This is a genomic window from Salegentibacter sp. BDJ18 (assembly GCF_017579965.1).
Taxonomy (GTDB): Bacteria; Bacteroidota; Bacteroidia; order Flavobacteriales; family Flavobacteriaceae; genus Salegentibacter.
Genome location: NZ_JAFLQX010000018.1, coordinates 131,701 through 152,000, shown reverse-complemented (window position 1 = coordinate 152,000; position 20,300 = coordinate 131,701). Strand labels below are relative to the sequence as shown.

Annotated in this window: 17 protein-coding genes; 12 read left to right on the top strand and 5 right to left on the bottom strand. The window is 34.5% G+C overall.

From position 1 onward, the window contains the following. Positions 1–26: 26 nt before the first annotated feature. Both J0871_RS10540 and J0871_RS10535 read right to left on the bottom strand, forming a co-directional pair. Positions 27–2,240, bottom strand: a complete 2,214-nt coding sequence (locus J0871_RS10540) for an ATP-binding protein (protein ID WP_208225187.1) — start codon at positions 2,238–2,240, stop codon at positions 27–29. 6 nt (positions 2,241–2,246) lie between these two features. Further along, entirely contained in the window at positions 2,247–5,888 is a 3,642-nt protein-coding gene (locus J0871_RS10535) for a chemotaxis protein CheB (RefSeq protein ID WP_208225186.1), read from the bottom strand. 387 nt (positions 5,889–6,275) lie between these two features. On the opposite strand from J0871_RS10535, the gene J0871_RS10530 reads away from it, so the two are divergent. From J0871_RS10530 to J0871_RS10520, 3 genes are read left to right on the top strand one after another with little or no spacing between them, the layout of a single operon-like run. Continuing rightward, the gene (locus J0871_RS10530; protein ID WP_208225185.1) at positions 6,276–7,055 is read left to right on the top strand and encodes an ABC transporter permease; all 780 of its coding nucleotides are present in this window, start codon (positions 6,276–6,278) and stop codon (positions 7,053–7,055) included. Between the two features lie 2 nt (positions 7,056–7,057). Continuing rightward, positions 7,058–7,789: an ATP-binding cassette domain-containing protein gene (locus J0871_RS10525; protein WP_208225184.1), complete on the top strand. Its 732-nt coding sequence runs from the start codon at positions 7,058–7,060 to the stop codon at positions 7,787–7,789. Between the two features lie 6 nt (positions 7,790–7,795). Beyond that, complete coding sequence (locus J0871_RS10520) at positions 7,796–8,785, top strand: MlaD family protein (RefSeq protein WP_208225183.1); 990 nt, start codon at positions 7,796–7,798, stop codon at positions 8,783–8,785. 59 nt (positions 8,786–8,844) lie between these two features. Here J0871_RS10520 and J0871_RS10515 read toward each other — a convergent pair whose 3' ends face one another. Then, complete coding sequence (locus J0871_RS10515) at positions 8,845–9,108, bottom strand: zinc ribbon domain-containing protein (RefSeq protein WP_208225182.1); 264 nt, start codon at positions 9,106–9,108, stop codon at positions 8,845–8,847. A 56-nt stretch (positions 9,109–9,164) separates the two neighbouring features. Next, positions 9,165–9,575 carry a hypothetical protein gene (locus J0871_RS10510; RefSeq protein ID WP_208225181.1) on the bottom strand — a complete coding sequence of 137 codons (411 nt, stop codon included), beginning with the start codon at positions 9,573–9,575 and terminating at the stop codon, positions 9,165–9,167. A 319-nt stretch (positions 9,576–9,894) separates the two neighbouring features. On the opposite strand from J0871_RS10510, the gene J0871_RS10505 reads away from it, so the two are divergent. Continuing rightward, a complete protein-coding gene (locus J0871_RS10505) occupies positions 9,895–10,902 on the top strand; it encodes a Crp/Fnr family transcriptional regulator (protein WP_208225180.1) in 1,008 nt (335 codons plus the stop codon). A 336-nt stretch (positions 10,903–11,238) separates the two neighbouring features. Here the strand turns inward: J0871_RS10505 and J0871_RS10500 are convergent, their stop codons facing one another. Next, on the bottom strand, positions 11,239–11,862 hold the full coding sequence (locus tag J0871_RS10500) for a WG repeat-containing protein (protein ID WP_208225179.1): 624 nt from the start codon (positions 11,860–11,862) through the stop codon (positions 11,239–11,241). A gap of 181 nt (positions 11,863–12,043) precedes the next feature. Between J0871_RS10500 and J0871_RS10495 the strand changes: the two genes are divergently transcribed. The 8 genes from J0871_RS10495 to J0871_RS10460 all read left to right on the top strand — a co-directional run bounded on the left by J0871_RS10495 (position 12,044) and on the right by J0871_RS10460 (position 20,168). Then, on the top strand, positions 12,044–12,898 hold the full coding sequence (locus J0871_RS10495) for a universal stress protein (protein WP_208225178.1): 855 nt from the start codon (positions 12,044–12,046) through the stop codon (positions 12,896–12,898). A 12-nt stretch (positions 12,899–12,910) separates the two neighbouring features. Further along, positions 12,911–13,759, top strand: a complete 849-nt coding sequence (locus J0871_RS10490) for a universal stress protein (protein ID WP_208225177.1) — start codon at positions 12,911–12,913, stop codon at positions 13,757–13,759. Between the two features lie 2 nt (positions 13,760–13,761). Beyond that, a complete protein-coding gene (locus J0871_RS10485; RefSeq protein WP_208225176.1) occupies positions 13,762–14,595 on the top strand; it encodes a universal stress protein in 834 nt (277 codons plus the stop codon). Positions 14,596–14,631: 36 nt separating this feature from the next. After that, positions 14,632–15,468, top strand: a complete 837-nt coding sequence (locus J0871_RS10480) for a restriction endonuclease (RefSeq protein WP_093302378.1) — start codon at positions 14,632–14,634, stop codon at positions 15,466–15,468. Between the two features lie 4 nt (positions 15,469–15,472). Further along, positions 15,473–16,846 (top strand): MBL fold metallo-hydrolase, encoded by a 1,374-nt coding sequence (locus J0871_RS10475; RefSeq protein ID WP_208225175.1) that lies wholly within the window; start codon positions 15,473–15,475, stop codon positions 16,844–16,846. 462 nt (positions 16,847–17,308) lie between these two features. Next, the gene (gene proC / locus J0871_RS10470) at positions 17,309–18,112 is read left to right on the top strand and encodes a pyrroline-5-carboxylate reductase (RefSeq protein WP_075326596.1); all 804 of its coding nucleotides are present in this window, start codon (positions 17,309–17,311) and stop codon (positions 18,110–18,112) included. 40 nt (positions 18,113–18,152) lie between these two features. Beyond that, on the top strand, positions 18,153–18,923 hold the full coding sequence (proB, locus tag J0871_RS10465) for a glutamate 5-kinase (protein WP_075326595.1): 771 nt from the start codon (positions 18,153–18,155) through the stop codon (positions 18,921–18,923). 45 nt (positions 18,924–18,968) lie between these two features. After that, a complete protein-coding gene (locus J0871_RS10460) occupies positions 18,969–20,168 on the top strand; it encodes a glutamate-5-semialdehyde dehydrogenase (RefSeq protein WP_208225174.1) in 1,200 nt (399 codons plus the stop codon). The last annotated feature ends 132 nt before the right edge of the window (positions 20,169–20,300 follow it).

Sequence of the window (20,300 nt, the reverse complement as noted above, 5' to 3'; positions counted from 1 at the left end):
ACTAAACTTGTTACTGTAAGTTCTAATTAAAGGTGGAAGAAAAACGTACTGCCTTTTTCCGGTTCACTTTCTACCCAAATTATTCCACTATGCTTTTCTAAAATCCGGGCTACAATGGCCAGACCAATACCGGCACCCTTAAAATCTTTTTTTGCAAACCTGGAAAACATTTTAAAGATTTGATCCCTTTGGTGTTCAGGAATTCCAATCCCGTTATCTTTTATATAGAAAACATCTTTATTGTCCTGTGAAAAACTTCCAATTTCAATCTGCGGATAAGGAGCTTGTTGGGTATATTTTAAAGCATTCCCTAATAGGTTACTCCAAAGTTGCGATATCATTGGGCGGTCTCCATAGGTAATAGGAAGATTTTCAGCTATTTCTATATCAAAATTCGGGTAATTTGTTTTAATGTTGAAACTCACTAACAGCTCTTGCAGTAATTTTTTAGTACTAAAATTTTTCTTCTGAAGTTCGCCACCGGTAATTTTTGAAAAGGAAAGAATATCGTCTATAATTCCTTCCATACGGTTAGAAGACTTTAAAATTGTCTCTATAGTTTCTAAAGCTTCTGCGGGTAAATTTTCACTAAAATCTTCCTTTAAAATTTGAGTATAACCGGTAATACCACGCAACGGACTGCGTAAATCGTGGGAAATTCCGTAGCTAAAAAGTTCTAAATCTTTATTAGCTTCTTCAAGATTTTGATTTAACCTACTAATCTCTTCTTTTTGCTTTTTTAAAATAAACTGGTTTAAATTTTCCCGAAAAGCCTTAGCAGTTTCAACGTCATAATCCTGCCAGGAGTTAGAAATCCCATCCAGCTTTTCTGTCCATTTTTCAAAAGATTTTCGCGGACTTAAACGCTGTTTTTCTTCGTTATAAGTAAGTTTTTTATTGGGATTTCCGCCCCAACTTACCGTTTCGGAAACTTCGGGTCTAAACCAGATAATAAAATGATTTTTTGCACGTCCCAGCCTAATACTTAAAATTCCTGAAGCCGATTTTTTATAATTTTCGGCTGTCGAAAAATGATTTTTAAGCTGTTTAGTGTAGAATATAATTTCTTCTTTTTCTGCAAGAAAATTACTTAAATTTATAACCTCAGCTTCAGTGGGTGTATTGCCAAAAAGTTTAATTTCATCATTTAAAATCACTGCGCCTCCGCCACTTACTATTAGAGAAGTAAACGGAATTTTGGCATTCTCAAGTCCCTCTCCCAATGTGTTTTCAATCTTAAGATCGGCTAAAATCTTAGCTCTTAATTCAGAATTTTCACTGAATTTCTTATTGAAAATACCGGTTTGTATGGAAGCTATATTGTTAGAAAAAACCTGCGCTAAAAATTTACAGGTTTCCCGCTGAAAATAATTAATAAATTTTGCTGAATAGTGATGGCAGGCTATAAGACCCCAGAGTTTCCCCTGCACAATAATAGCGGCGGTTAAAGAAGCTCCCACCTTCATGTTCTGCAAATACTCAATATGAATAGGCGAAACGCCACGTAATGTAGATTTGGAAAGATCTAAAGGTTTTTTGGTAATTGGAGAACGTTCAGGAGAAATAGGAACAGGTTCATAATTCACATCTGAAATTATTCTCACTTTATGTTTTAAAAATAAATTTCGGGACTGCGCAGGGATATCGCTGGCAGGATAATGGAGATCCAGCCAACTTTCTAAATGCTCTTCTTTCTCTTCGGCAACTACTTCGCCATTCCATTCTTCGTCAAACCTGTAAACCATAACACGATCGTAACCGAAGATGTTTTTCATTAATTTGGCAGCGGTATTGCAGAGATTAGGAATAGTTTCATCTGCATCTAAACCATTAATAATGCCGGTTAATTGCTGCTGAAAAACCATTGGTTCCCAATACTCGCCCAGCACTTCAAAATCTATAATAAGATGTTCTTCTGAAAAATGTGGTAAGACTATAAAATGCTTATTACCAATTTTTAGCTCTTCGGCTTTAAATCCTGTTTTTTGGTCTATGGCGGTAGTAATCTTTTCAAATGCAGCTTTACCAATCAGGCTTTTAAGACCATCGCCCAAAAGAGTTTTATGTGAGATACCGAAAAACTTTAAGGTATTTTCACTGGCCTGAATAATTTTAAAAGTTTTAGGATCTACCGCGAGAATTACACCGTGAGCCTGAGCTTTTCCAATTAAATGAATAGGTTCTTTTTCACAATTTCGAATATCTATCTTTTCGGGATACGAAAGCTGCTCTGAGCTCATACACAGCTATGCTTTTAATTTAAAATAAAAAGTACTGCCCACACCTACCTGGCTATCTACCCAAATGGTACCTTCGTGTAGTTGTACAATTTTTTCTACGTGCGCCAGGCCAACTCCCGTACCATCATTTCCATTGGTTTCTTTCACTCGGTTAAAAATGGTAAAAATGTTCTTTTTATCTTCTTCAGAGATTCCGTAACCATTATCCATCACCGAGAAAACCCAGAATTTACCTTCACGATAAGCTGCAATACGAATATCGGGGTTACGTTCTTTTGGAGTATATTTTATGGCATTGCTTATTAGGTTTTGAAATAACAGGCGTAATTCTACTTCATAACCCATAATTTTTGGAAGCGTACCAGCATTCACTCTGGCATTGGTATCCTTTATTCTTTTACCGAGATCATATTTTACAACCTCAACCACTTCTTTAATGTTTACCAGGCTTTTCTCACCATTTCGGCCAATCCTGGAGTGTTCCAGTAAAGCTTTAATTTGTTCTGAAAGTCTTGTAGAAGCATCTTTTATATACTTCACATAATCTTTTCCTTTTTGGTCTAATTGCGAAGAGTACATTTTACCCAAAACATCACTACCAAATTTAATGGTAGAAAGTGGCTCCTGAAGGTCATGGGAACAAATAGATACAAATTGTTCCAAATCTTTGTTAGCGCGTTCAAGGTCTTCGTGTTGTTGCTTTAATTTAGATTCGGCTTTCTTTAAGGCTGCAATATCTACACAAGTATACCTAATAGTCATTATCCTGCCATCAATATCCCTTTCTGCAGTAGCATTTAATATTACCGGAAGTAAATCTCCTGTAGCAGTTAGCATTTCCTGCTCCATATTTACAATAACGCCAGAATCTTTAAATTCTTTATTAGATTTTAAAGCTCTAAGTTGAGACTCTTCGTTATAAAGATCAAAAACAGGTTTATCTATTAAATCTTCTTTAGAGGTATATCCCAATCTACTAACAGCCATCTCATTGCATTGTACAATTAACTGGGTTTGAGGATCTACACTAATATGAATTACCGGGTCTTCTTCGTAGAAAGATTTAAAACGTTTTTCACTGGCAATTAATTTTTCTTTAGAACGTTGCAGCAATCCTACATCTATAAATGTTATCACTACCCCATTAATTTCATCGTTAGAATTAATGTATGGAGAAATTCTGCGCAGATAGTAAGTCCCATCTTTGGTCATAATCTGCTTTTCCAAAATTTTGCCGGTTCTAAGTACTCGTTTGCAACGCGTAATTAAATTGCTTTTACCCATACTGGAAGTAAAGTGCTCTATTGGCCGACCTTCATCAGATTCTATTAAGTTAAAATGCCTTTGTATAGCAGGGGTAAATTTTCTTATTCGTAGTTCATCATCCAGGAAAATAACGCCTATTTCTGTACTTTCAAGCAGGTTATTCATATCGGCGTTTAATGCCGCCAAATCATCTACTTTCTGAAGATTTTCTGCATTTACCGTATTAATCTCTTCGTTTACACTTTGCAGTTCTTCATTGGTACTTTGCAATTCTTCGTTAGAAGCCAGGAGTTCTTCATTTGCTGCCTGTAACTCTTCGTTACTGGTTTCAATTTCTTCCATGGAGGTTTGCAGTTCTTCTTTAGTCTCTTTCAGTTCCTCTTCAAGATCTGCAACAAATTCTTTGGTACGATTGGTAAGTGTAAGTTTATCGAGAGTTTTAACCTCATTTAGGTTTAATTCTTTTTCAACAAAAGTAATTGCAAAACTCGCGTTAGAATCTTCAAATTGTAGTTGGTAAGGTTTTATTATAATATCTACCGATTTTTTTTCACCGTTATGGTCAAAAGCGGCATCCTGGTACCTTAATTTCTCGTTATTCTTTTTAGCCTTTTTTACCGTGCTTTGTATAATATACTTTAAATCTACGCCCAGCATATCTAAAAGGTTCACCGAAAATCCATTTACCGGTAAGTTTGCATATTTTCTAAACTCTCCTACTGCCTGTAAAATATTAAAATCGTTATCTATAAAAACACTGGCACCGCCAAAAGTCTCAAGGATAGTTTCATTAAGTTCTTCGGCGAGTTTATTTTTAACTGGATTTGATGTTTTTCTATAATTTGGCCTTTGAATTTCTTTTGTATTAGAAAGTGACCTGCTTTGAGCAGTTGCTGCCGATATATTTGAATTTAAACGTTTATCAGCATTTTCGTTTTGATAAATTTTAGCCGAACGATTTATCACTTTAAAGTTATTTTTTTGGGACGAAACATTTTCTGAAGTTCCCAAAACCAAATAACCGCCAACTTTTAAAGCATATTGTAAAAAGTTTAAAGCCTTATTCTGAATTCCGGGTTGAAAATAGATTAATAGGTTTCTGCAAGCCACCATATCCATATTGCTGAAAGGCGGATTTTTAATAATATTATGCCTTGAAAAAACCACCATTCGGCGCATTTTATCAATAACCTTATATCCATTAGGCTCGCTTATAAAATATTTCAGTAATAAATCTGAATCAATATCAGCAACAATGCTTTCGGGGTAAAAGGCTTCTCCTCCAATATCCAGGTGTTTTTGCGAAATATCTGTTGCAAAAATCTTTATATCTATACTTTTTCGTTGCTTTTCAATTTCTTCATTAATAAGCATGGCAAAAGAATAAGCTTCTTCTCCACTGCTACAGGCAACATCCCAAAGTTTTATAACCTCTCCATCCTTTTTTTCTTCTACCAGTTTAGGAATTACTTCTTCTCTAAGTATTTTCCAAACTTTTGAATCTCTAAAAAACTTGGTAACCCCAATTAAAAATTCCCGATGTAAAATCTCTACCTCTTCATCGTTATTTAATAAGAATTGATAATAATCTGAAAGACTATTGCATTTACATACATTAACTCTTCTGGCAATTCTACGGGCAAGTGTGGCGTGTTTATATTCCCTAAAATCAAGACCGGTTTTTTCATCTATAAAGCGAAGAATTTTCATCAGTTCGCTCTCATTGTAGTTATAATCACCGTCCTTAAAATGAAAAACCGCGGGAGAATCTATAAAATTCCTGAGTTCCTGCGCCATTTTTGAAATTGGTAGAACATAATCTACTAACCCAGTATTTATAGCACTTTGCGGCATCCCGTCAAACTTAGATTCTTCGGGATCCTGCACCATAATCATTCCGTCGCGTTCTTTTATTGCCCTTACCCCTCGGGTACCGTCACTGCCGGTGCCACTTAAAATTATTCCTATAGCTTTTTCTTTACGCTCTTTAGAAAGTGCTTCAAAAAACATATCTATAGGCAGGTTTAAACTTTGATCTTTAGGTTTTTCTACCAGGTGAAGTTTATTCTTTTCAAAAGATAAATTATTGGCCGGCGGAATTAAATAAATATGTCCCTGCTTCAGCTTCATTTTATTCTTAATCTCCCGAATTGGCAGGTTGGTGCTCTTTTTAAGAAGTTCTCCCATCATACTTTTATAATCTGGGGAAAGATGCTGAATAACTACATAAGCATTCTTATCGGTTTCGGGTATGTCTTTGAAAAAAGCTTTAAGCGCTTCCAGCCCCCCGGCACTTGCACCTACAGCAATAACACGCGGTTCGTCAATTTTAAGCTTAGTTTCTAACTCCGATTTAGAAGGATAGTTATTTACTTTTGTCATTTAGAAATGATTAAGTCAGTCTTGTATAATTAAAAAGGCAAACACCAAAAATATATGTTAAGTCAGAGAAATGTGAACCCATTTGCCATTTATATTAACAAAATCGCCTTAAACTGCGGATTGCACCACTTCACAAGTGTCAAAATTTAATTTTTAAAGAGCTAAAATTAACAAGTTTTTTAAAATTAAAATGTTAAAAAAATATTTTAGTTCGTTCCGGCTATTTCCAATTCTATCTAAATTTTTCCTTTATAAGCTTTAATAAGCTGATTTATATCATTTCTATTAAAAGTGTTTAGAACTAAATTTACCTGGTATTCAAGCAGTTATGTATTCAATTTATTTGAATAAAAATAAATACCTGGTTTTCTACTGAAATAATCTAAGATGAAAATACTATCCTCATATCAATCGGGTTTAAGTTCCTTTTTCCTGGAGATCGGGGAAATGGGGAAGTTTACCGGCAGGTATTTTAGAGAACTTTTTAGTAGGCCTTTTGAGTTCAGGGAATTTCTGAAACAATGCTACCAAATGGGCAATAAATCTTTGCTTTTAGTGAGTGTAACAGGATTTATTTTAGGCCTTGTGTTTACCCTGCAATCCCGCCCTACCCTAATGGAATTTGGTGCGGTTTCGTGGATGCCGTCAATGATAAGTATTTCTATAGTTAGAGAAATTGGCCCGGTAATTATCGCTCTTATTTGTGCCGGAAGAATTGGTTCAAGTATTGGAGCCGAATTAGGTTCTATGAGGGTTACCGAGCAAATAGATGCTATGGAAGTTTCAGGAACAAATCCGTTTAAATTTCTGGTAGTAACCAGGATATTGGCCGCCACCTGTATGCTACCCATTTTAGTAATAGTTGGAGATTTTGTGGCACTAATTGGTTCTGCAATTATAGAGAACATAAAAGGTGACGTTTCTTTTACACTTTATTTTAACCAGGTATTTGCAGCGCTGGAATTTACAGATCTTCTTCCGGCAACGGTAAAAACATTTTTCTTTGGGTTTGCCATTGGCCTGGTAGGTTGTTTTAAAGGATACAATAGCAAAAAAGGCACCGCGGGGGTTGGGAAAGCCTCCAATTCTGCCGTGGTTTTTACTTCTATGCTGCTGTTTGTACTAGATTTTATCGCCGTTTTTATCACTGATATTTTTTATAACTAAAAATGGAAAATAAAGCCGTAATAGAAATAAAAGACCTGTACAAAAGCTTTGGCGATGTTGAAGTTTTAAAGGATTTCAATTTAAATTTATTTGAAGGTGAAAACCTTGTTCTAATGGGAAAATCGGGTTCAGGAAAATCGGTGATGATAAAATGCCTGGTAGGTTTAATGGATTTTGACAGAGGTAGTATTAAAGTTTTAGGGAAAGATATTTCTAAAATGAAACAAAACGAGCTGGATGAAATAAGAACCGATATAGGTTTTTTGTTTCAGGGCAGTGCTTTATACGATTCTATGACGGTTAGGGAAAATTTAGAATTTCCGCTAAGAAGACACAGAAAAAATTCTGAAAGAAAAACTGAAGAACTGGTAAAAGAGGCGCTGGAAAATGTAGGCTTGCCACAAACTATAGACCTAATGCCCGCAGAACTTTCGGGAGGTATGCAACGTAGAATTGCTTTAGCAAGAGCACTTATTCTTAAACCAAAGATTATAATCTACGACGAACCCACAACGGGTTTAGACCCTATTACCGCAAAAGAAATTATTTTATTAATGATGAATATTCAGAAAAAATATGCAACCTCATCTATAATAATTACTCACGATGTAGATTGTGCGAGGGTAATTTCTAACCGAATGATCTTATTACTTGACGGAAAAAATTATGCTGAAGGAACTTTTAACGAACTGGCAGCATCTGGTGATCCAAAAATTAAAGCATTTTTTAAATAAAAAGCTATGAAATCAAATTCTGCACAAAATATAAAACTTGGGGTTCTCATTGTTTCGGGGCTTATTATTTTCACCCTTGGAGTTTTCTTTATTGGAAACAAGCAAAACCTGTTTGGAGATTCCATTCTGGTAAGTTCTGTTTTTAAAAACGTAAATGGATTGCAATCGGGGAATAACGTTCGTTATTCTGGTGTGAACGTTGGTACGGTAAAAGAAATCAAATTTTTAAATGATACGGCAATTTGTGTAGATATGCTTATTAATAGGGAAGCCGGAAATTTAATTAAAAACAATGCACTGGCTACCATAAATTCAGACGGACTAGTTGGAAGTATGGTTTTAAATATTTTACCCTCAAGCCAGGCATCTTCTCCCACCATCAAGGAAGGCGACACACTTGCTTCAATTAGCCAGGTGGCAACTGCCGATATGCTAAACACCCTGAATAAAACCAATGAAAATGCAGCATTATTAACCCAGGATTTATTAAAAATCACCAATAGTATAAACTCTGGAGAAGGCGTTTTAGGAGATTTACTCAAAGACAAAACCCTGGCCAAAAATGTACAGGAAAGTGTTGAAAACTTAAATGAAACAACCAAATCTGCCAGGTTGGGATTGGCAAAACTAAATGGAATTTTAAATAATGTAGATTACGAAAATTCTGTGGCGGGTTTGCTTCTTAGCGACACCAGTGCACAGAAAAGTTTCAGCACAATTATTAAAGATTTGGAAACTACATCTTCGCAAATAAAGGGGATTAGCGTAGATCTGGGTGAATTTTCTAACAATCTTAATTCAGAAAAAGGAGCGCTTAATTATGTGCTAAAAGACAGCAGTTTTGTGAATCATTTAGGTCAAAGTATGGAAAATATTGAAGAAGCTACCCATCGCTTTAACGAGAATATGGAAGCTTTAAAGCATAATATTCTATTCCGTGGATATTTTAGAAAACTGGAACGCCAAAAAGCGCGAGCCGAAAAAGAAGATCAATAATGAAATCTTCTACAGAAATTTTCTTTTTAAAAACGAAATATGCTTCTGGAAAGGAAGAATTAAATATGTTCCATTCGCCACCGTTTAAGCTCGGGTAGCTTTTTTATAAGTTGCCGGGCTTCTTCCAGGCTAATATCTTCGTGCATTTCTGCCATTTCTAATAACTTCACTTCTAATTGATGTAGATTAAGCGATTTATCAGTAAAAGCGCCATCCTGGTAGCAGTCACGACAATAATCGGAATTTTCCGATTTATCGCGATTTGTACCTACCGTGGCTTTTGGAAATGGCCAGCCACAACTTTGGCAAATTAAGGTTTTCATCAGCTAATTTTATTAAAAAATACGAATAAAAATTAATATAACACGTTCAATTTTAATCATTTATAAAGCAGCATTTTTAATTTTGAAAGCATAATAAGCTCAGATTTATTTTTTCCTGCAAACGAAGCTGCAATAGCATCTGCTGTTTCCCAAATTAACTGTTTAATTGGCAAAGTAAACAAGCCTTCATTTTCCTTTTTGTATTGTCTAAACTCGTTAAATGCCCATGCTGCTTCGGGAGAATTTTCTTTAAGCCAATCAAAAATCATTTCAATCTTATAGGCTTCATCGGTTCCATATTCGTCAGTTTTATTATCTATTGGCACCCATTTCTTTTGCACCAGGTTGTTAAGCGTTTTAATCTCTTCGGTTTGCACTACTTTATCAGAAGCCGCAATGGCGTAAAAAAGCATCCCAATATTCTGATAAAATTCTTCGGTGAAGACTTGTTTTTTAGATAGTTCCATAATAAAAAGTTTACTTGCTTAGCGAGAGTTAATGCTACGCGATTTTTTCTCGAAATAATTCGCTCTTTAAAGATAAGTCTCAGAAACTTAGCTGAAAATGATAAAAATCAGTTTTTATGCGGAAGTATTCTTTTTCTAAAGAATATTAATAACAATTAAACACCTAATTTTTAGATGTTTAAATAATTTCTCCACCATCTATGTTTTAAAAATAACTTTGTATATTTAGGTGTTGTTTAAAGCATTTCCCCAACTTCCCCCCGCCTGGAATGCGAAACAATCCCCAATCAACGTATTCTTAATATTAAGCTCTGCAGGGATGAAGCGTATTCTATATATTTTAGATAAAACTTCCGGTCATCTAATTCCAGATGAATTGGCGGAAAACCTCGATTGGAAATTTATATACTCAAATTCCCCAACAAGCTTAGAAAGTTTATTAATAAAAAATAAACCAGATTTCCTTATTTGGGCAGTAAAAATCCCTATTCCCCCTAAAGTAATTCATAGAAATTCCGGGATTTTAGAGCTTCCTATACTTTCTATTATTGCTGAAACTGGGACCCAAAAACCCCTTCATAAAAAACATCATTTTTTATCAGAGAATTCTTCGGAACAGGAGCTAAAGAAGAAAATTTTATTTCTCACCAATGCTAAAATGGAAAATTTTATTGCATCCAAAAAACCAGACAAATCTTTTGTTCCAAATATTGAAGCTTTAAAAAGTTATATGGAAAAAAAGGGTGAGTTAATAAGCCTGGATAAACATAAAATATTGTTTCACGAAAACCGGCATTCCAGTTTTATCTATTTAATTAAACAAGGTTTGGTTAAAACTTCCAGGATGGACCAACTGGGAAAAGAATTAATTACTGGTATTTACCGTAAAAATGACTTATTGGGACTTTACGGATTTCATAAACATCCCGTGGCAACTGAAATGGCAACCACCTTAGAAGCTTCTGGATTTCACAGGATCTTATATACTGACTTTAGGGAAATACTACAGCAAAACCAGGAGTTAAGCCTGGATTTAGCTCAATATTTAACCGATACTGTTTTAGAATTAAAATCGCAACTTTTAGAAATGGCTTATGCGTCGGTATTAAAAAAAACTTCTAATACCATTCTTCAGTTTGCAGAAGAAATGCAAAACCCAGAATTTAAAGGACTTAATATTTCCAGGACTGATTTAGCCAGTATAGCGGGTATTTCTACCGAAAGTTTTATTCGAAGCCTTTCCAGCTTAAAAAAAGAAGGAATCATTGCAATAAAAGGTAAAAAAATAAACATCCTGAAACCAGATAAACTACAGGAAATCACATAATCCTAATTTTTTGTTAAATACTGATTTTCTGACATTTGTCATTTTTTTTAAGTATGTTTTCGTCTATTTTTAAAACAGGAAATTTATCTATATATATTCAAAAATTTGTTTTTCCTAACTCGCAGAGTTGGAAATCAAATTAGAAGATATCAAAGGTATTTTTTAACCTGATATACAAATTTTACTTCGTGTAAGATCACTGATATCAAACCAGTGTTAAAGAATAAACTTAATATCTTCTTAAGAAACAGGAGGCAATGGTCTCCTGTTTCTGTTTTTAGAGCTTTCTTTCTATCCTATTTACAATTAAATTTAAGCAACTATAAAAGGAACTTTTTAAAGCTTATGAATTCGCCATTTTTTATTGGGACCTTTTACACTTAGCAAATTCTCGTCCAACCATTTTGCATTAATCTCTGGTGCCTCTCGTAATTTTTGTTTGGAAACAGCTACAGGAAAAGGCCCTTCTAAATATTTAAGTACTTCCCCGTCTTTATCTATAAGAACCACATCATATTTATAAGACAGCACATTCTTCCCTAAAAGCTGGTTCTCACCAAGTCTCTCTTCTTCTAGCTTTAGTGCCAGGGCTTTCCCGTTAGAAAAGTTGCTTACATTTAGAAATTCAGGTTCAATAACTGTTTTTCCTTCAGCATTTATAAAACCATAATAGTTAACACCATCTTTCTTTTTACTAATAATAGCCCTTTCTTCTTTTAGTTGAGGATATTCAATTCCCGCAACGCCAATTCTATTTTTTTTTGGGTTCTTATTCATAACAAGATCGTTTCTAAGTTCAAAAAGCACCTCGCCACTGGTATCTATAAAACCCCAATTATCGCCTAACCTTACCGTACTAAAACCCTCTTCCTGATTGGAAACAAAATCAAATTCTTTCGGTTCTTGTGCAAATAACACAAAGGGAATACTTATTAAGATTCCTACTATTAAATTTTTCATCTTTAAAAGTTTTAAAATTACCATTAAATATATTTCAAAACATTGATAATAAATATGATACACGTCATACTAAGCAAAAAATTTCTTCTCCTGTAAAAGCTTAAAATTAAATTACAAACTGATTTTCCTCATAGTTTAAACTTAGGTGTTCTCTTAACTTTATTATTCAAAGTCCAAGAAGATGAGAAAGATAATCTTACCCACCGATTTTTCAGAAAATGCCTATAACGCATTGCGATTTGCCTGCCAACTTTTTAAATATGAAAAGAGTGAAATAATTCTTTTAAACACTTACGCCGATAAGGTGTATACCGATGAAAATCTGTTAAGTAAAGAATTGATAGATGAGCTTAAGGCGGTTACCAAAACAAAGGCTGAAATGGCTTTAAATGAAATTAGCATTAAGGTTCACAACGAATTTTGCAATCCCAGGCATAAAATTAGATCTGTAGCAGCATTTGGTGATTTGGTAGACGAGGTTAACAGCCTGGTAAATTCAGAAAATGCCGATCTTGTTATTATGGGAACTCGTGGGGCTACAAACGATAGGGAACTTGGTTTTGGGAGTAATACTTTACTTGTTTTAAAATATGTGCAATGCCCGGTTTTGGCCATTCCAGAAAATTTTAGCTATCAGGAACCAAAAAACATCTTATTTCCAACCAATTTTTTAATTCCGTATCAAAAACGTGAATTGAAAGTTGTGGGAGAAATTGCCCGCGATTTTAAGTCTGTTATTCATTTTCTGTATTTATCTAAACATAAGGCAACTTCAGCAAGACAAAAAGATAACCTGGAATTTTTGCACGAGCAATTCTATAATATTCGCTTAGAAAAACACCAAAGTGAAGAGTTGCAAAAGGAAAAAGCAATAGAAGAATTTATAGCAAATAATAATATAGATCTTTTGGTGATGGTAAATTCCCGTCACACTTATTTAGAAGATATGCTCCTTACTTCTACCATAGATAAAGTGGGTCTTCATCCTAAAGTTCCACTACTGGTATTACAAAATTTTAATAGGGAATGCATTTAAAATTTAGAAATCATGAAAAAAATACTTTTACCCACAGATTTTTCAGAAAACGCTTATAACGCGATTTCTTATGCCATTAAAGCATTTAAGGATGTAGAATGTACTTTTTATCTTCTAAATACATATACCCCGGTTTTGTATGATTCTGAATATATATTATACAACAGTACACAACCTAATCTCGCTGAAGCTTATAAAAAAAACTCCCTCACAGGATTACGAAAAGTAGAACGGAAAATTAATCGTGATTTTAATAATCCAAAGCATCATTTTGAAAAAATCTCAGCTTTTAATCTCCTTATAGATGAGATGAAAGAACAGGTGAAATCTAAAGAAATAGACCTGGTAGTAATGGGAACCCAGGGTGCAACCGGGGCTGAAGAAATTTTAATAGGTACCAATAGTGTGCACGCAATTAATAAGCTAAGAACGCCTTTTTTAATGATCCTTTCGGGATATGAATACCAACCTCCGGTAAATATTCTATTTCCCACAGATTTTGAATTGAATTTTAGCACTGCGCAACTGGAACCAATTTTAAATTTAGCCGAAGAACATACTTCAAAGCTTAATATTTTACACGTTTATTTTGGAAAAGACCTGGACCAAAATCAGGAAAAAAATAAGAAGAACCTCAGTAAAATCCTGGAAGATACTGCGCACCAATTTTATACAATTGAAGACAAAAGCGTACCAAAAGCCATAAAAAAATACCAGGAACAGCACGAGGTAGATTTACTTTTCATGGTAAATAACAAACGTAGCTTTTTTGAAAATCTTCTTTTTAGACCGGTAGTTAATAAAATAGGTTTTCATATTAAAGTACCCTTTATGGTCATTCAATCAGGAAAATTCAACTAGTTATGAAAAATATACTCATCCCCACAGATTTTTCGGCTAACGCCTGGAAAGCTACCGTCTACGCCTTTAGTTTATTTCAAAATGAGCTGTGTAATTTCTATTTTTTAAATGCCTGCAAACCCGAATTCTATACTCCCGATATTAATGGCGCTAGTTTAGCTCAGGCAAAAAGCGAAAATAAAGTCCTGATGAATAAGTTGCTGAAAGAAGTAGCTATAATTAATAAGAATCAGAACCATAGGTTTAAGTCTGTAATTATAGAATCCTGGTTAAACGATGCGGTTGTTGAGATTCAAAATGAAATAATTTTTGATCTTATAGTAATGGGAACAAAAGGAGAAACCGAAGCAGACGACAGGATTTTTGGTACAAATAGTATGAATGTAATTGAAACCGTAGACCATATGCCGGTTTTACTTATACCAGAAAATTGTGTGTATGTACCCGAAGTAAAAAAAGAACTGGTATTGGCAACCCGGTTTGATAAATCATTTTCAGATTATGAGATAAATTTTTTAATAGATATGGCTAAGAAATTTAAGGCCTGTATTAGGATTCTTTATATCCAGGATACTGAAAATTTATCTGAAGAACAGCTCAATACAAAAGAAGAGCTACACGACTATTTTAAAGATGTTTCCCATAGTTTTCACACCCTAACCAATATTGAAGTTACCAAAGGAATTCACAGTTTTATTCAAAGTAGAAATAGTGATGTGTTGGTTTTGAACCATAAAAAAAGAGGCTTTTTTCAAAATCTATTTTCAAAATCTCTGCTAAAAGAATTAGGAAAAAAACCCCAAATTCCTATGCTTTTTATGCCTTCAGATCTATAAATTTTTACAAAGTTAATTCTTGAAAAATCTCCAAAAATGAATATTTCCAATCTAAAAATCATAAAAGCCTCTGGTGAAAAAGCTAAATTTTCTATAGATAGGGTTGCAGAATCTTTAAGGAGATCTGGCGCCAATGAAGAACTTATTCAAAAAACCCTGGAAAAACTCAAAACCGAACTGTACGAAGGCATCACCACTAAAGAAATATATAATCGTGCTTTTAATTTGCTCAAAGAAGATAATAAAACCAGTGCTTCAAAATATAAATTAAAAACTGCTATTTACGAATTGGGCCCCACCGGATTTCCATTTGAAAAATTTATTGCCGCCCTTTTAAGTTATAGTGGTTATAAAACCCAAACCGGAAAAATATACCAGGGAAAATGTGTTACCCACGAGATAGATGTGGAGGCCAAAACAGATTCAAAACTAATTTTAATAGAATGTAAATTTCACAATGCAGGTAGAAATTGTGATGTGAAAATTCCGCTTTATATAGATTCCAGATTTCGGGATATAAAAAATTTTAGAAGTAATGGTGAGAATAAATTAACTTTTGAAGAAGGCTGGGTGGTTACCAATACACGATTTACATCTGATGCAGTAAAATATGCCAAATGTGCCAATCTTAAATTATTAAGCTGGGATTATCCAAAAGGGGAAGGACTTAAAGATAGAATAGACCAGTTAGGTTTATACCCTATAACTGTTTCTACCCTACTTTCAGAAAGAGAAAAAAACTTTTTGTTAAGTCGGGATGTGGTTTTGTGCCAGGAACTTATAAACGATACCTTTTACCTGGATCATTTAGGCATTAGCAATCCTCGTAAAAAGAGAATACTTGAAGAAATGAGAGATCTTTGTAAACATTAAAATTATGGAAAATCAAGTAAAAATTCATTTCCTGGGAGGTTCGGGAACAGTAACAGGCTCAAAATTTCTCGTAGAAACACCCGAGTTGAATTTCTTAATAGACTGCGGACTCTTCCAGGGAATTAAAAGTCTGCGGGAACTCAATTGGAAAGATTTTCCGTTTGATCCTAATAATATAGATCTCATACTGCTTACCCACGCCCACCTGGACCATACAGGATATCTCCCAAAATTGGTAAAACAAGGATATAAAAATCCTATTCTTGGTACCCTACCAACTTTAGGAATCGCAGCGGTTATTTTAAAAGACAGTGCAAAGATCCAGGAAGAAGATGCAGAAAGAGCCAATAAGGAAGAATATAGCAAACACCATCCGGCTTTGCCATTATATACCACGAGTGATGCCGAAAAAACTATAGGTTTATTTAAAAGTATAAAGCTGAATGAGTGGCATAGAATTTCAGAAAATATAAAATATCGCTACCAGACCAACGGCCATATTTTAGGTTCAACGTTTATAGAAATTGAGATTTTTGAAAAGCGCTTTGTATTCTCAGGCGATATTGGGCGGGAAAAAGATTTACTTTTAGAAGCACCCAATAAGCCGGAATGGGCAGATTACTTATTTTTAGAGAGTACCTATGGTGATAGACTTCATCCCGAAGATGATTCAGACGAAATTTTTATTGAAGCAATTAAGGAAACCGTAAACAAAAAAGGAAACCTTATAATTCCAAGTTTTGCAGTAGAACGTTTGCAGGGAATTATGTACAAGTTATACCTTTTAATCAAAAAGAATAAAATCCCAAAAATCCCTATTTACATAGATAGCCCAATGGGTAATGAAGTTCTTGGTTTATTTGAAGGTTTTAGCAAGTGGCATAAAATTGAGCAAGGTGAATTTAGAAAAATGCTATCCTATTTTAATATCATCACTTCATACCGCGATACCTGGAAAACTATAGATGAAAACAAGTCTAAGATTGTAATAGCCGGCAGCGGAATGGTTACCGGCGGCCGTGTACTCACCTATCTTCGTTATTTAATAGATAAACCTGAAACCACAGTGCTATTAGCAGGTTACCAGGCCGAAGGCACCAGAGGCAGGCAGCTGGAAAACGGAGCTTCAGAAGTAAAAATCTTTGGAAAATATTGCCCGGTAAAAGCAAAAATTTTAAAAATGGAAAGTCTCTCTGCCCACGCCGATCAAAAGGAACTACTGGATTGGATGTCAGAAATAAAAAATATTCCTGAAAAGATATTTTTAATCCACGGCGAGCCCACCGCTCTAGACTCATTAAGAGTAAAAATAAAAGATCGTTATAATTGTGCAGTGAGCATTCCTGCCATTAACGATGTTGTAACGCTACAGCTTTAAATTCACAAAAATTCGACGAAAACCTTTTCGTTCAATTTAGCACCTTTTTTCTGCAATAATGGCAGTAAAAATGGCAGTTTTTTAATGGAATAAAATTTAAATAAAAATTTAGGGTTTATTCCATTTTCGGCTAAAGGCATAAGTAATACTTCCTAAATTGAATAATTCTTAACGTTTTTCATAATCTTTATTATCTCAAAAGCTAATAATAAAAGGGCTTCAATCTACCTAATTATAAGGCTTAAGCATCATCAAAATTTATTTAAAAACCGCTGAAAACGGCTGTTTTTAGATTAGTTTAACCTAATATTTTATTAGTTACGGTCAAAATAAATTAATTTAATCCTTGCTTTTGGCAGGCAAGTACGGTTTTAATGGGAAACATTGCATGGTCTTTGTTCTTAATGGCCCAGACTTGAAAGTCTAAAAGTTGAAATAAATTAATTAACCAAAAAATAAAGAATGAAAGTATTAGTAATTGGAGCAGGAAATATGGGACTTACTTACGCCGAGGGAATGGCAAAGTCTAGTTTACTTAATCACCGAAATCTAATGATTTTTGATAAATCGGCTGAAATAATAACTACACTTAGTAAAGTAGACCATTTTGATGTATACGATGATATTGAAGAATGCCTACCAAAGGCAGACATCGTATTCCTTGCTGTAAAACCCTATCACTGTGATGATTTATTTGAGGAAATAAAACCTTTAGTAAACGACCAGCAAATATTTGTCTCTTTAATGGCCGGCGTTACTATAGATAAAATACAACAAGGTTTAAACGTAAAAAAAGTTGTGCGTTCAATGCCTAACCTTCCTGCACAGGTAGGAAAAGGAGTTACCTCGTTTACCGAAGCAAAAGAAATCTCTCGTGTAGAACTTCTTATGGTTAGAAATTTATTAGACACCACGGGAGCTTCCATTCATGTAGAAACAGAAAAATTTATAGATGCTTCTACAGGAATTTCAGGAAGCGGGCCGGCATATGTTTTCTATTTCATGAATTCTATGATGGAAGCAGCTTTAAAAATGGGCTTTTCTAAAAACGATTCTAAAGTTTTGGTAAGCCAAACATTTGAAGGTGCCGTAAAACTTTTTAATGAATCAGATCTTTCGGCCAGCACCTGGATGGAGCGCGTTGCTTCTAAAGGAGGGACAACCCGTGCAGCTTTAGATTCTATGGACGATAATAACGTTGAAGAATTAATTAAAGATGCAGCTTACGCGGCATTTGACAGAGCTGTAGAACTGGGAAAAGAGTAATCTAAATCTAAAAAAGGAAGTTTAAATATAACTTTATAAAATGGAAAAAAAGAGAATCGTAGTTAAGGTCGGGACCAATGTAATGACCAATAAAGATAACAGGATTTTAGGCCCTGTACTAAAACATCTTGTAGAACAAATAGCTACACTATATGAAGAGGATGTAATGGTAGTTCTCGTTTCTTCAGGATCGGCAATTGCTGGAAAAGAAGTTCTTGGCGATGTAGATATTGAAGATGCCTCAAAAAGAAGACAGGTATTTTCTGCAGTGGGCCAACCACGTATGATGCGTCACTACTATAGTATCTTCCATGATTTTGGAATGCGTTGTGCACAGGTACTGGCAACTAAAAGAGATTTTAGCCCGGGTATTCACCGCGAAAATATGATTAACTGTTACGAGTCTTTATTATCTGAAGGAATTATCCCTATTGCTAATGAAGATGATGCAGTATCGGTAACAATGTCTATGTTCTCTGATAATGATGAACTGGCAAGCCTTGTGGCTGAACTAATTAATGCTGATGCCTTAATTATTTTGAGTGATACAGATGGATTATACACCGGCCATCCAGAAGATGATGAATCAGAAAAACTTAACAAAGTTACGGTTGATGAAAACGTAGAAAAATACGTTCAGGAATCTGGAAAAGGCGAAGGTGAAGGCCGTGGTGGTATGGAGTCTAAAATTAAGATTGCCAAAGGTACCGCTGCTAAAAACATCACCACTTATATCGCAAACGGTAAACAGAAAAATGTAATTCTGGATATCGTAGCCGGTAAACCGGTAGGTACAAAGTTTACCGCATAGAAAAATAAAAATTGAAGTTTAATCAAACTAAAAATAAATCGAATAATGAAATTATTAGATTCTAAAACCAAAAATAACGTTTTGCAATCCATGATTAATATTTTGGATAAGAGACGTGAAGAAATAGTAGCCGAAAATAAAAAAGATCTTGACGCTTTTGGCGAAGGAGATCAGGCTATGCGTGATAGATTGGTAGTAAACAATGCCAAGGTAGACGATATGATACGCTCTGTAAAAGAAGTTATGGACCAGGAAGATCCCGTAGGCCAAACTATAGAGCATAGAAGATTGGATACCGGTTTAGACATTACCAACAAAACCGCACCATTCGGAACGATTATGATTATCTATGAATCCCGTCCCGATGTTACAATTGAAGCCGCTGTACTTGCTTTTAAAGCAAATAACAAGATCTATTTAAAAGGTGGAAAAGAAGCAAACCATTCCAATAGAATTCTTGAGGAATGCTGGCACGAAGCGCTTCAGGAAAACGGTTTGGAAAAAGACTGGATCGAGCTATTACAAATGAATAGAACCGAAACCCAGGAGTTTCTTAAAAATCCGCCACAACATATAGATTTAGTAGTTCCAAGAGGTGGAGAAAAGCTTATTGCTTTTGTAAAAGAACATTCTACAGGTGCAGTTTTAGTAAGCGGACGAGGAAATAATTTCCTTTATGTTTCTAAGAATGCCAATTTTGATACCGCTAAAAAAGTAATGCTAAATGCTAAAATCGATAAGATTTCAGGATGTAATGCATTAGATAAGGTATTAGTTGATAAAAATCTACCAGACTTTGAAAAAAGAGTAAAAGAATTGTATGATATGTTCACAGAGAATAAAGTACATATTCAGGTAGACGATGATATCGCTAAAGTACTTCCAAATGAAGAAAAAATACCATCTGAAGATACCTGGTATGAAGAATTCCTGGCCATGAGAATTGTACTTGGTGCTATTGATGGTAACGACGCCGCAATGGAGAAAATCAATAAATATTCAGGAGGACATTCAGCTGTGATTATCACTGATGATAAGAAAGAAGCCGCCAACTTTATGGAGCAGGTAGACAGTGCCGCTGTGTACCACAACGCTTCTACTAGATTTACAGATGGTGGCCAAATGGGAGTTGGTGCAGAGCTCGCTATTAGTACCGATAAACTTCACCACCGTGGGCCACTTGGTTTAAAACAATTGGTTACCAATAAATACTATGTATTAGGAGAAGGCCATATTAGAGAGTAGTTTTTTCTCTAAAATAAGCTTTAAAACCGCTGAGAAATTCAGCGGTTTTTTTATGCTCAATTTTTATAAAAACAAATTTTTTTCTTTATAAATGTAACTTTTACGCACTTCTTGAGTCTTATTAAAAAAGAA

What these genes read in the sequence shown, in the direction of transcription:
- J0871_RS10540 (WP_208225187.1), bottom strand. Translation starts at nt 2,240, where the DNA reads ATGAGCTCAGAGCAGCTTTCGTATCCCGAAAAGATAGATATTCGAAAT.
- J0871_RS10535 (WP_208225186.1), bottom strand. Translation starts at nt 5,888, where the DNA reads ATGACAAAAGTAAATAACTATCCTTCTAAATCGGAGTTAGAAACTAAG.
- J0871_RS10530 (WP_208225185.1), top strand. Translation starts at nt 6,276, where the DNA reads ATGAAAATACTATCCTCATATCAATCGGGTTTAAGTTCCTTTTTCCTG.
- J0871_RS10525 (WP_208225184.1), top strand. Translation starts at nt 7,058, where the DNA reads ATGGAAAATAAAGCCGTAATAGAAATAAAAGACCTGTACAAAAGCTTT.
- J0871_RS10520 (WP_208225183.1), top strand. Translation starts at nt 7,796, where the DNA reads ATGAAATCAAATTCTGCACAAAATATAAAACTTGGGGTTCTCATTGTT.
- J0871_RS10515 (WP_208225182.1), bottom strand. Translation starts at nt 9,108, where the DNA reads ATGAAAACCTTAATTTGCCAAAGTTGTGGCTGGCCATTTCCAAAAGCC.
- J0871_RS10510 (WP_208225181.1), bottom strand. Translation starts at nt 9,575, where the DNA reads ATGGAACTATCTAAAAAACAAGTCTTCACCGAAGAATTTTATCAGAAT.
- J0871_RS10505 (WP_208225180.1), top strand. Translation starts at nt 9,895, where the DNA reads ATGAAGCGTATTCTATATATTTTAGATAAAACTTCCGGTCATCTAATT.
- J0871_RS10500 (WP_208225179.1), bottom strand. Translation starts at nt 11,862, where the DNA reads ATGAAAAATTTAATAGTAGGAATCTTAATAAGTATTCCCTTTGTGTTA.
- J0871_RS10495 (WP_208225178.1), top strand. Translation starts at nt 12,044, where the DNA reads ATGAGAAAGATAATCTTACCCACCGATTTTTCAGAAAATGCCTATAAC.
- J0871_RS10490 (WP_208225177.1), top strand. Translation starts at nt 12,911, where the DNA reads ATGAAAAAAATACTTTTACCCACAGATTTTTCAGAAAACGCTTATAAC.
- J0871_RS10485 (WP_208225176.1), top strand. Translation starts at nt 13,762, where the DNA reads ATGAAAAATATACTCATCCCCACAGATTTTTCGGCTAACGCCTGGAAA.
- J0871_RS10480 (WP_093302378.1), top strand. Translation starts at nt 14,632, where the DNA reads ATGAATATTTCCAATCTAAAAATCATAAAAGCCTCTGGTGAAAAAGCT.
- J0871_RS10475 (WP_208225175.1), top strand. Translation starts at nt 15,473, where the DNA reads ATGGAAAATCAAGTAAAAATTCATTTCCTGGGAGGTTCGGGAACAGTA.
- proC (WP_075326596.1), top strand. Translation starts at nt 17,309, where the DNA reads ATGAAAGTATTAGTAATTGGAGCAGGAAATATGGGACTTACTTACGCC.
- proB (WP_075326595.1), top strand. Translation starts at nt 18,153, where the DNA reads ATGGAAAAAAAGAGAATCGTAGTTAAGGTCGGGACCAATGTAATGACC.
- J0871_RS10460 (WP_208225174.1), top strand. Translation starts at nt 18,969, where the DNA reads ATGAAATTATTAGATTCTAAAACCAAAAATAACGTTTTGCAATCCATG.